Origin of the sequence: Pseudoruminococcus sp., from assembly GCF_047012705.1 — a bacterium.
Classification (GTDB): Bacteria; Bacillota; Clostridia; order Oscillospirales; family Acutalibacteraceae; genus Pseudoruminococcus.
In genome coordinates this window covers 1-11,641 of record NZ_JBKXNW010000025.1, presented here as the reverse complement: position 1 = coordinate 11,641, position 11,641 = coordinate 1, and the positions used below count along the sequence as shown (strand labels likewise).

General features: G+C 38.7%; 12 protein-coding genes. 6 read left to right on the top strand and 6 right to left on the bottom strand.

Annotated features, from left to right (window positions below; genetic code table 11):
* Positions 1 to 367 precede the first annotated feature (367 nt).
* The 3 genes from ACLU24_RS13770 to ACLU24_RS13760 are packed head-to-tail and all read left to right on the top strand — an operon-like array spanning position 368 to position 2,880.
* Positions 368 to 1,135: a thiazole synthase gene (locus ACLU24_RS13770; RefSeq protein WP_022264068.1), complete on the top strand. Its 768-nt coding sequence runs from the start codon at positions 368 to 370 to the stop codon at positions 1,133 to 1,135.
* Between the two features lie 31 nt (positions 1,136 to 1,166).
* Positions 1,167 to 2,279, top strand: coding sequence for a 2-iminoacetate synthase ThiH (gene thiH, locus ACLU24_RS13765; protein WP_412613247.1), 1,113 nt, complete (start codon positions 1,167 to 1,169; stop codon positions 2,277 to 2,279).
* Position 2,280: 1 nt separating this feature from the next.
* On the top strand, positions 2,281 to 2,880 hold the full coding sequence (locus tag ACLU24_RS13760) for a thiamine phosphate synthase (protein ID WP_412613245.1): 600 nt from the start codon (positions 2,281 to 2,283) through the stop codon (positions 2,878 to 2,880).
* An 89-nt stretch (positions 2,881 to 2,969) separates the two neighbouring features.
* Here the strand turns inward: ACLU24_RS13760 and gpmI are convergent, their stop codons facing one another.
* The 6 genes from gpmI to ACLU24_RS13730 form a co-directional block, all read right to left on the bottom strand.
* On the bottom strand, positions 2,970 to 4,490 hold the full coding sequence (gene gpmI, locus ACLU24_RS13755) for a 2,3-bisphosphoglycerate-independent phosphoglycerate mutase (RefSeq protein ID WP_412613243.1): 1,521 nt from the start codon (positions 4,488 to 4,490) through the stop codon (positions 2,970 to 2,972).
* A gap of 36 nt (positions 4,491 to 4,526) precedes the next feature.
* A complete protein-coding gene (gene pyrE, locus ACLU24_RS13750; protein ID WP_412613242.1) occupies positions 4,527 to 5,063 on the bottom strand; it encodes an orotate phosphoribosyltransferase in 537 nt (178 codons plus the stop codon).
* A 465-nt stretch (positions 5,064 to 5,528) separates the two neighbouring features.
* The gene (tpiA, locus tag ACLU24_RS13745; protein ID WP_412613240.1) at positions 5,529 to 6,296 is read right to left on the bottom strand and encodes a triose-phosphate isomerase; all 768 of its coding nucleotides are present in this window, start codon (positions 6,294 to 6,296) and stop codon (positions 5,529 to 5,531) included.
* A gap of 98 nt (positions 6,297 to 6,394) precedes the next feature.
* Positions 6,395 to 7,591 (bottom strand): phosphoglycerate kinase, encoded by a 1,197-nt coding sequence (locus ACLU24_RS13740; protein ID WP_412613239.1) that lies wholly within the window; start codon positions 7,589 to 7,591, stop codon positions 6,395 to 6,397.
* Positions 7,592 to 7,766: 175 nt separating this feature from the next.
* Positions 7,767 to 8,390 carry a hypothetical protein gene (locus tag ACLU24_RS13735; protein WP_412613238.1) on the bottom strand — a complete coding sequence of 208 codons (624 nt, stop codon included), beginning with the start codon at positions 8,388 to 8,390 and terminating at the stop codon, positions 7,767 to 7,769.
* A gap of 267 nt (positions 8,391 to 8,657) precedes the next feature.
* Positions 8,658 to 9,242 (bottom strand): biotin transporter BioY, encoded by a 585-nt coding sequence (locus ACLU24_RS13730; RefSeq protein WP_412613237.1) that lies wholly within the window; start codon positions 9,240 to 9,242, stop codon positions 8,658 to 8,660.
* A 182-nt stretch (positions 9,243 to 9,424) separates the two neighbouring features.
* On the opposite strand from ACLU24_RS13730, the gene ACLU24_RS13725 reads away from it, so the two are divergent.
* From ACLU24_RS13725 to ACLU24_RS13715, 3 genes are read left to right on the top strand one after another with little or no spacing between them, the layout of a single operon-like run.
* A complete protein-coding gene (locus ACLU24_RS13725; protein WP_412613236.1) occupies positions 9,425 to 10,393 on the top strand; it encodes a hypothetical protein in 969 nt (322 codons plus the stop codon).
* 15 nt (positions 10,394 to 10,408) lie between these two features.
* The gene (locus tag ACLU24_RS13720) at positions 10,409 to 11,275 is read left to right on the top strand and encodes a PSP1 domain-containing protein (RefSeq protein ID WP_412613235.1); all 867 of its coding nucleotides are present in this window, start codon (positions 10,409 to 10,411) and stop codon (positions 11,273 to 11,275) included.
* Positions 11,265 to 11,534 carry a hypothetical protein gene (locus ACLU24_RS13715; RefSeq protein WP_412613234.1) on the top strand — a complete coding sequence of 90 codons (270 nt, stop codon included), beginning with the start codon at positions 11,265 to 11,267 and terminating at the stop codon, positions 11,532 to 11,534. Before ACLU24_RS13720 ends, ACLU24_RS13715 begins: the two co-directional genes overlap by 11 nt.
* Positions 11,535 to 11,641: the final 107 nt, after the last annotated feature.

Here is an 11,641-nt window from a genome sequence, read left to right as displayed (position 1 = left end):
AAAAACTTTTAAGTGCCTTAGGGGAAGTCTGTCAACTATTACTATTAACATAAGCACAAAAACTAATTTTTATTATAGTGCAGAAAAAGCCAAAAATCAACAACATTAAAAATATGTTGACAAGTTCTGAAAACAAGCCTATAATTAAATCATAAAAGTTAAATAAATTTACGAACCGGGGAGTCAATCAAATTGTTCTGAGAGTGAGGTAGTGCCTCTTACCCGTTGAACCTGGCCGCCGTTATTGCGGTGAGGGAGTTTTGTAGTTATCGCTTTATGCGTATTTTTGCAGAACTTCCTTTCGGGGAGTTCTTTTATTTTGCCTTTTGCTGAATTTTATTATTATATTTTTCGGAGGTATTATACTATGGAAGATAAGTTGATTATCGGCGGTCACGAGTTTAATTCCCGTTTTATTCTTGGTTCAGGCAAATTCTCACTTGAGCTTGTAAATGCAGTCATCAAGCACGGCGGTGCTGAAATAGTTACACTCGCATTAAGACGAGCAAACAAAGGCGGAGAAGAAAATATTCTTGATTACATTCCAAAAGGCGTCACACTTTTACCAAATACATCAGGTGCAAGAACTGCCGAAGAAGCTGTTCGTATAGCAAGACTTTCAAGAGAGCTTGGCTGCGGTGATTTTGTCAAGGTAGAAGTTGTCCACGATTCAAAATACCTCTTCCCTGATAACTATGAAACAATCAAGGCAACAGAAATCCTTGCAAAAGAGGGCTTTATTGTTATGCCATATATGTTCCCAGACCTCAACGCTGCTCGTGATTTAGTCAATGCAGGTGCAGCAAGCGTTATGCCTTTAGGTGCTCCTATCGGAAGTAACAAGGGACTTGCTACAAAAGATTTCATAAAGATTTTAGTTGATGAAATTGATGTTCCGATTATTGTTGACGCAGGAATCGGCAGACCATCACAGGCTTGCGAAGCTATGGAAATGGGTGCAGACGCTGTTATGGCTAATACAGCTGTCGCTACTGCCGGTGATGTTGCTACAATGGCAAAGGCATTTAAGCTTGCTATTGAAGCCGGCAGACTTGCTTATCTTTCAAAGCCCGGCAGAGTTTTACCATTTACAGGTGAAGCATCAAGTCCACTTACAGGTTTCCTCGCAGACTAATATTTATTAAAACAAAAGAAGGATTTTTATTATGCCTAATGAAACAAGTATTATGGAGCAGGTTCTTGCATTTCACGATAAGTATGATTTCAATTCATTCACCTCAAAAGATGTACAGAACGCTCTAAATAAAGATAGAATTGATTTTTACGATTATGCTGCCCTACTCTCCCCTGCCGCACTTCCATTTCTTGAGAAAATGGCTGAAAAAGCTCAGCTATGTACGAGGAAGCAGTTTGGCAACACAATAGCTCTTTTCACACCAATTTATATTGCAAACTACTGTGAAAATCAGTGCGTTTATTGTGGCTTTAACTGCAAGAATAAAATTCACCGTGCAAAGCTGAATATGGAAGAAATTGAAAGAGAATATCAAGCTATTGCTGCAACAGGATTGAAAGAAATTCTCATTCTTACAGGCGAATCCCGTTCTATGTCCGGTATTGAATACATCGGTGAAGCTGTTGAGCTTGCAAAGAAATATTTTTCACTCATCGGTCTTGAAGTATATCCGGTTGAAATTGATGAATATAAATATCTCCACGAAAAGGGTGCAGATTTTGTTACCGTTTTCCAAGAAACCTACAATAAAGAAACCTATAAAAAAGTTCACCTTGCAGGTCAGAAAAGTATATTCTCATATAGAATCAATGCTCAGGAAAGAGCTATTCTCGGCGGTATGCGTGGAGTAGGTTTCGGTGCATTACTCGGACTTGATGATTTTAGACACGATGCTTTCTGCACTGGCGTACACGCAACCCTCATTCAAAGAAAATACCCTCATGCAGAAATTGCCGTTTCTGTTCCAAGACTTCGCCCATACATCAATGGTGAAGAAACTAATCCTCGTGATGTTCACGAAAAGGAACTCTTACAGATTATGTGTGCTCATAGATTGCTTATGCCTTTTGCAAGTATAACAATTTCCACTCGTGAAAGAGCAGACTTCCGAAATAATGCTGTAAATATCTGTGCAACAAAGATTTCCGCAGGCGTAAGCGTTGGTATCGGCGGTCACTCCGAAGAAGAAAAAGGCGACGAACAGTTCGAGATTTCCGACCCAAGAAGTGTTGATGAGGTTGTTGACGCACTTCATCAATATGGCTTACAGCCATCATTCAACGATTACATAAGACTTATTTAATATGAGTATGCTTTTTGTAATTACAAACAATAAATCGTGCAAAGAGGATTTCCTCACACGAATAGAACGAATAGCCTCTGCAAATCCATACAGAATAATTCTTCGTGAAAAGCATTTAAGCCAAGATGATTTACTTGAACTTGCTATAAAGTGCAAAGAAATTTGCGACAAATATTCCGTTGCATTTTCTGTCAATAGCAATATCGAGGTTGCTCATAAAGTTAATGCTGATATACATTTACCCTATAAACTTTTCGTTGAGAACAACGAAAATATAAAAGATTTTTCCACAATCGGAGTATCTGTCCATAGCGTTTCAGAAGCAGAAACCGCTGAAAAGCTTGGTGCATCATATCTTATTGCAGGACACATCTTTGCAACAGATTGCAAGAAAGGTCTTGAACCTCGTGGTCTTGAATATCTTTCAGATATTTCAAAAGCCGTTAAAATTCCTGTTCTTGGCATAGGCGGAATAAGCCTTGAAAGACTTTCCTCCGTTTTACAAACGGGTGCGTCCGGTGCTTGTGTGATGTCGCATTTTATGAATTGTGATAATCCTGAAAGCGAAGTATCAGCATTCAAGAAATTTGCTAACGACTAAAATTCCTATATACAGCAAAACCACCGTTTCGATTGAGTTCGGAACGGTGGTTTTGTTTATATGGTAAAAGCTAAAAATAAGCTTAGTGCTTATTTTATAATTGATTCACCTGTCATTTCAGCAGGCTGTGGAAGTCCCATAATCTTGAGCATTGTAGGAGCAATGTCTGCAAGTCTACCGCCCTCACGGAGTTCGCAAGGATAGCCAACTACGCAGAAAGGAACAAGATTTGTTGTATGAGCTGTGAATGGAGAACCATCAGCATCAATCATCTTATCAGCATTACCGTGGTCAGCAGTGATAAGAGCAACACCGTCCATCTCACGTATAGCTGCAACGACCTTACCTACGCACTCGTCAACAGCCTCAACAGCCTTAACAGCAGCCTCAAATACGCCTGTGTGACCAACCATATCGCAGTTAGCATAGTTAAGGATAATCATATCGTACTTACCGGTCTTGATAGCAGCTACGAGCTTATCTGTAACCTCATAAGCACTCATCTCAGGCTGTAAGTCATATGTTGCAACAGCAGGTGACTTAACAAGGATTCTGTCCTCACCCTCATATGGTTTCTCAACTCCGCCATTGAAGAAGAATGTTACATGAGCATACTTCTCTGTTTCAGCAATTCTAAGCTGTGTCATACCCTTATTTGAGATATACTCACCTATTGTATTCTTGAGTGACTGTGGCTTAAATGCAACTTCAACATTAGGCATAGAAGCATCATACTGTGTCATGCAAACATATGTCAATGGGAAGAAGCCATTCTTTCTCTCAAAGCCCTTGAACTTAGGGTCAACGAAAGTACGAGTAATTTCTCTTGCTCTGTCAGGTCTGAAGTTGAAGAATACAAGAGAATCGCCGGGCTTAACTGTCGCATTTTCTTCGCAAACTGTTGGAACGACAAATTCGTCTGTTACATCGTTTGCATAGCTATCTTCAACAGCCTTAACAGCACAGCAAGCCTTGTTGCCCTCACCATAAACCATTGCAGAATAAGCCTTTTCAACTCTATCCCAACGGTTATCTCTATCCATTGCATAGTAACGGCCCATAACTGTTGCAATCTTGCCAAGACCGATTTCCTTGAGTTTGTTTGCACACTCTTCTACGAAGTCCTTACCACTTGTAGGTGGAACATCACGACCGTCAAGAAATGCATGAACATAAACATTCTTAACGCCCTTCTTCTTAGCAAGCTCTACAATAGCATACATATGGGTATTGTGGCTATGAACACCACCATTTGAGAGGAGTCCCATAATATGGAGAGCCTTACCCTCTTGAGCTGCATTATCAACAGCCTTAAGGAGAGCCTCATTTTCAAAGAATTCTCCATCTTCAATAGACTTTGTGATTCTTGTAAGCTCCTGATAAACTATACGGCCTGCACCGATATTTGTATGACCAACCTCACTGTTACCCATCTGTCCGTCAGGAAGACCTACATCAAGTCCTGAAGCACCGATTTTTGTAACAGGATTTTCTGCAAAAAGTTTATCAATGTTTGGTTTTTTTGCGGCTTTGATTGCATCTCCACGTTTTTCAGCTTCAAGACCAATACCGAAACCGTCAAGAATCATAAGAATTACAGGTTTTTTCATTGCTTAACTTCCTTTCATGATTGCCAATACACTGAATTATTCAGCTACGCCTGCCTCTGCCTTAATATATTCCATTGTAAATGCAGGAACAAGCTTGAGGTCATGCTCTGCGAGAATATCTGTTGCCTTTTCACTTCTCTGAATTACGCAAAGAACAGTATCAATGATAGCACCCTTCTTGCGAAGTTCACGAACGCCATCAATAATAGCACCGCCAGTTGTAACAACATCTTCGATGATAAGAACATGCTTACCTTCTACATCAGCGCCCTCTGCGAGTTTGCAAGTGCCGTATTCCTTAGCCTTCTTACGAACGAATGCAGCCTGCATTCCTGTCTGTAAAGAAATAGCTGTAACAACAGGAATACCGCCCATTTCAAGACCGGCAATAAGTTCTGTACCTTCTGGGATAAGACCGCCCATAATTTTAGCGATTTCTGAAAGAACCTCAGGAACAGCTTCAAAAAGATACTTATCAAAATATTCGTTTGAGATTTGACCTGAACGAAGCTTAAACTCACCTGTAATGTGAGAAAGCTCATAAATTTTCTTTGCAACTTCTGACTTTGTCAAAGGAATCTTCCTTTCAAATTTATTTATTGCGGTGCATGACCGCACAAGACAATTCGCATAGTAGGTTTTGCCTGCAAAACCTCGACATTTGCAAGATAATAATATTACTACAGCCGAAGATTTTACCAATGAACTACCGAATTGCGAACTTCATTCGCAATTTAAGAGAAAGAGATATTAATGGCTTTGCCCTTAACACACACCAAAGGCTCTGCCTTTGGAAACCTCAAGCTTTTGAAAAAGCTTGCGCAAAACTTTTTAAGTGTCTTATAAAAGTTCATTAGCTAATCGGTAGAGCCGAACAGCAAAGCCTGTTCGGCTACGGTAGCTACTTCATCTGCGTCAATCAACTTCTCTCACTCACCACGAGCGAGACTTGTCGAGCGATTCCGCGTCTTGACTGCGGCGGCACGCCGCCGAGCGATTCTGCGTCTTGACACAGAAGGCACGCCGGTCGGCACCTACTTATTTTGAAGCTTCTTCGAGGAGAACACCGAAATCTGCTGCCTTGAGTGACGCACCACCGATAAGACCACCATCAACATCCGGCTGTGCAAGAAGCTCTGCTGCATTCTTTGGATTCATAGAACCACCGTACTGAATTGTCATACCGTCTGCAACTGACTTGTTGTATCTCTTTGCAACAACACCACGAATGAAAGAGCAAACCTCGTTTGCCTGCTCAGCTGTTGCAGTCTTACCTGTGCCGATAGCCCATACCGGCTCGTAAGCAATGATAACATTCTTAGCGTCTTCTTCAGAAACACCTGTGAATGCTGCTACTGTCTGAAGCTCAACAACATCTTCTGTAATGCCATCTTCACGCTCAGAAAGCATTTCGCCAACGCAAAGAATAACCTTAAGGCCTGCTGCAAGAGCTGCCTTAACTCTTCTGTTTACTGTGAGGTCAGTCTCGCCGAAATACTGTCTTCTTTCGCTGTGACCGATGATAACATATTCTACGCCCATTTCTGTAAGCATATCAGCAGAAATTTCGCCTGTGAAAGCACCACTCTTCTTGAAGTGAACATTCTCAGCACCAACCTTGATGTTTGTGCCCTTTGTAAGCTCTACTGCTGTTTCAAGGTTTGTGTAAGGTACGCAGATAACTACGCCGCAAGTTGCCTTCTCAGCGATTGGCTTGAGGTCTTCAATAAGAGTCTTAGCCTCTGAACGAGTCTTATTCATTTTCCAGTTTCCTGCGATAATAGCTTGTCTTAATTCCTTATTCATTATGATTATCCCCTTTAATTTAAATATTTTTAACAGAAAATTTCTGTTTTCATAGGGAAAGGGCAGGGCAATGCCCTACCCTTCCGTTTAAGCATATATTAGTCCTTATCATTGAGGCAAGCAATGCCTGGAAGAACTTTACCCTCGAGGAACTCAAGAGATGCACCGCCACCTGTTGAGATGTGTGTCATCTTATCAGCAAAGCCGAGGTTTTCAACAGCAGCAGCAGAGTCACCGCCACCGATGATTGAAATAGCATCAGATTCAGCAACAGCCTTAGCAACAGCGATTGTACCCTTAGCAAAGTTAGGCCACTCGGAAACGCCCATAGGTCCGTTCCATACTACTGTGCCTGCATTCTTGATAGCGTCAGCAAAGAGCTTAGCTGTCTTTTCACCGATGTCAAGACCCATCCAGCCATCAGGAATGTTGTCAGAATCAACCGGCTTAAACTCAGCATCAGCCTTGTACTCTGTTGCAACAACATTGTCCTGAGGAATGAGGAAGTTTACGCCCTTTTCCTTAGCCTTAGCCATAATATCCTTAGCAAGCTCAATCTTATCAGACTCGCAGATAGAAGTACCGATAGAATAGCCAAGAGCGTTCATAAATGTGTAAGCCATACCGCCGCCGATGATGAGAGTATCAACCTTATCGAGGAGGTTTGTGATAACACCAATCTTATCAGAAACCTTAGCACCGCCGAGAATAGCAACGAAAGGTCTCTTAGGATTAGCAAGAGCTCCGCCCATAATTGTGATTTCCTTCTGAATGAGGTAACCGCAAACTGCCGGGAGATAATCAGCAACACCAGCTGTTGAAGCATGTGCTCTGTGAGCTGTACCGAAAGCATCGTTTACATAGATTTCTGCAAGAGAAGCAAGCTCCTTAGCGAATGCAGGGTCGTTCTTTTCCTCTTCCTTATGGAAACGAACATTCTCGATAAGTTCTACTTCGCCGTCTTTAAGAGAAGCAGCGATGCTCTTTGCACTTTCGCCGATAACATCTTTTGCCATCTTAACTTCCTGACCAAGAGCCTTTGAAAGGTACTCAGCAACAGGAGCAAGAGAATACTTCATATTGAATTCGCCCTTTGGACGACCGAGGTGTGAACAAAGGATAACCTTAGCCTGATGATCAATAAGATACTTAATTGTCTTAAGAGCTTCGTTAATACGCTTTGGGTCAGAGATATTTCCCTCTGCATCAAATGGTACGTTGAAGTCACAACGAACAAGAACTTTCTTGCCCTTTACATCAATATCTTCAACTGTCTTTTTGTTTAAGTAGTTCATTATATTGCACCCTTTCAATTTCATTGTCCCCGCAAAAGGATTAATTGCGGCAAACTTATTGATTTTATTTTATAACAAATCCTAAATTATGTCAATCCAGTTTTAATAAGTTACCGCAAAATTTTACATAACTCTCTTATTTTACCCACCGAAGCTCTGAAATAAACCTCATTATTTAATCTAAATTAACAATTTTCAAATTACTTTTCATACCGTTAAGCTCAATTTCAAGCTTGCAATCATCAGTTTGTTCAAGCTTGTCATTTACAAAAATCTGTGTTTTTCTGCCCTTATTTTCCACCTTGAATTTTGTATCAGCCGAAACAGCAAGTTCAGAATTCGCTGAAATTTGGTTAACATCCAGCTTTCCAACTGTATCAGAACAAGCTATCTTCATATCATTATTACTATTAATTTCTATGTGAGAATTTGCATTTTTTATTTTAAGTACGGAAATTTTTCCGCTGGCCTCAATATTATCCGCTTTAATATCAAGTATAGAAAGTTTATTCATAGTTCCATTAAGTTCAACTTTATTAACGAACTCACTTGGCAAAGAAAGTATAACCTTCATACCTTCATCTAAATCATTTGCTTTAATTTTCATATCAAAGCGAGATGATGTATCATTTGTTTTTAACTTTATACAGTCTTCAAGATTAACAACCTTCTCAGAAGTAATAGTAATTTCTGCTTGATTAGTATTATTCGCAGTAACAACAGTCTCACACGGGAATGAGATTTTAATATCAAAGTCTTTCTTTTCACCTATTGTAAATGTAAAAACCTTTTCTGTCATAATAATTACCTCCTGAATTTATAATAATTTTTATCGTAATTTCATTATAAGGAATTAATTATTAAATAATCCTTAAATTTAAAATAAAAATAGAAAAACATCTTTAATTCTTTTTAGATTATCGAAAAACTCATAAGTTAAAAAAGTTTCGCTCAAGCCTTTTTAAAAACTTTGTAGTGACAAGCAGTCGAACGCAGTTTTTTCCTACAAGTTATTTATATATTAAAAAAGGGCGAACATCGTTCGCCCCTGAATATCAAATAGTCATTATACCTTAATAAATTTATGAAGTCTGTTGACAAGTACGGCCGAAACAGCAATCTTAACTGCATCAAAAGGCAAATAAGGAAGTACGCAAAGTGAAAGTGCTTTTGCAAGGTCCATACTCTTGCCGGAATTATTATAAAGAATAATAAACCACGCTGTTCCGAAAGCATAACATACAAGTACACCGATAATCATTGCAACAATAAGAACCCAGAGTTTTCTTCCAAATAGTTTTACTGCAAAGCCGATGATAATAGCTGTAAAGATAAATCCCACGATATATCCGCCTGTCGGAGAAGCCAACTTTGCAAAACCTGATGTTCCGCCGGCAAAAACAGGTATTCCGATAAGACCAAGCAGAATATAAATTACTACGCTGATTGTACCCTTTGCCAATCCTAAAAATCCTGCCGCAAGACATATGCCAAGTATCTGGAGAGTTACAGGAATCGCTCCTATAGGAATTGAAATAAGCGAACATACAGATATAATAGCCGCAAAAAGCGCAATATATATTATATCAAGTATACTTTTTCGGGAATTTACTTTCCCATTATTTTTCTTTGTGTCCTTAATGTTATCCATTTTTATTCCTCCAATTTTTTCATAAACATATTATAGCTAATTTCTTTTTAATTGTCAACCTTATTTAGAATTATAGTTGACAATTAAAAATTTTTCCTCTCTTGCCTAAACAGTATTTTTGTAGTATAATTTTTATGGATAATGCCGTAATAACTGCGGTGTAATCAGAAATAAGGTGTATTATGGAAAGATTTGAAAATTTTGCCTCTAATAAACTCGTCAAAGATGAATTAAATACCGCTATGAACGCAAATTCTCTCCCCCACGCTATTATAATTGAGGGCGATGAAGGTACCGGCAAAAAAACTCTTGCAAAAATTATTGCAGAATATTGTGTCTGTTCATCAGATAAAGTAAGACCTTGTGGCATATGTAAAAATTGCATTAAAGCAAAATCTCTTACACATCCTGATATTAAAATTGTTGACGCTAAAGAGGATTCTCGTTTAATAAATGTTGCATCTATAAGAGAAATTCGTTCGGATGCTTACATAGTTCCAAACGAAGCTGAGAGAAAGGTTTATCTGATACTCAACTGCGACAAAATGCTTATACAGGCTCAGAACGCATTCTTAAAGGTTTTTGAAGAACCACCACAAAATGTTACTTTTGTTTTAACTTGTAAATCCGCAACTTCTTTGCTTGAAACAATACGTTCTCGTGCAAGAATATTGTCGCTATATCCTGCCGATGAAAACGAAGCTATTGAGGTAATTCAGGAGCATTTGCCTAATGCTGATAAAAGCGATATCATAAACGCAGTAATAAAATGTGGTGGCAATATCGGAAAATCCATTGAGCTTTTAACAAACGGTAGCGGTACAGAGGAACAACTTATTGCTGAACAGATTGCACAATCTATTCTTTTACCAAAGAAATTTGAACTTCTTAAATGTTCAGCTAAACTTTCATCAGACAGAGCTTTTGCAGACAGAGTTTTATCCAAGCTATATGAAATTCTTGCAGAAGCTATCAAAATAACTGCAGGTGCAAGTTCGAACAGCGTCGCTGCAAAACCTCTCGCAGAAAGGCTGACACGCAAAAGACTTTTTGAGCTTATGGATAAAGTTTCCGAGGCAAGATATCGAATCGAACGAAATATAAATATGAATCTTTTCGGAGCGTGGTTCTGCTCTGAAATGAGATTATAAAGCTATGGAGGAAATATGGCAATAATTATAGGAGTAAAATTCAAAGGAGCGGGGAAAGTTTATTACTTTGACCCTGACGAATCAATATTAAATGCAGGCGACTATGTTGTTGTAGAAACATCCCGTGGAATAGAATGTGGAACTGTTACCTTTGGAAACAGAGAAATAAGTGACGACGGCTTAAACCGTCCACTCAAAAAAATAATTCGTCCTGCAACAGCCGAAGATATAGCTCGCCTTGAGGAAAACCGTAAAAAAGAAGAAAAAGCATACAGTATATGCTTAAAAAAAATCATTGAACATAATCTTAAAATGAAGCTCGTCACAGTTGAATACACCTTTGATAACAATAAAATTCTTTTCTACTTTACAGCTGATGGCAGAGTTGATTTCAGAGAGCTTGTAAAAGACCTTGCGGGAATTTTCCGCACAAGAATAGAACTTCGACAAATCGGTGTAAGAGATGAATCCAAAATGCTCGGCGGACTTGGCATATGCGGCAGAGAATTTTGCTGTAAAGGTTTTCTTTCCGACTTTCAACCTGTTTCTATTAAAATGGCAAAGGAACAGGGAATGTCGCTCAATCCTGTAAAAATATCGGGTACTTGCGGCAGACTTATGTGCTGCCTGAAATATGAACAAGAGGCATATTCTGACCTTCTCAAGAAAACACCAAAAATCGGTGCATATGTTTCCACACCGGACGGCAAAGGTACTGTTGTTGACCAAAATCTTATCAAAGGGGTTCTCAATGTTCAGTTGCAAAAAAATCCAGATTCACCGCCTAAATCATATAAAGTTGATGAAATCAAACTTATAAAAGACGGTCAGATTAAGATTAACAAAAACGAACAAGAGGAGCTGAAGGATCTTGAAGAATAAGAAATCAACAGCAAAAGCTCTTATGTTTGTAATGCTTGGCATTTCAGTTGTTATCAGTATTGCAGCAATTATTCTTATGTTTACAATGAAAGAACAGAGTATGCTTGCAAGAAAGATAATGTTTTCAGGTGTTATAGCTATACTTGAAGTGTGCTATATAATTAAATTCAATATTCTTGACCGCAAAAACGCAAAGTTTAATACAACTATTATGACAATCCTTATGATTGCTCTTGCTGTATGCTTATGGATATTTTAAACAATAAATCTTAATCTTAAAAACAAGCACTTCTTAAATCTCAATGAGAATTAAGAAGTGCTTTTATATTTTAGTTAACAAATTTCCTAAAACATTTAAAAGTTTCG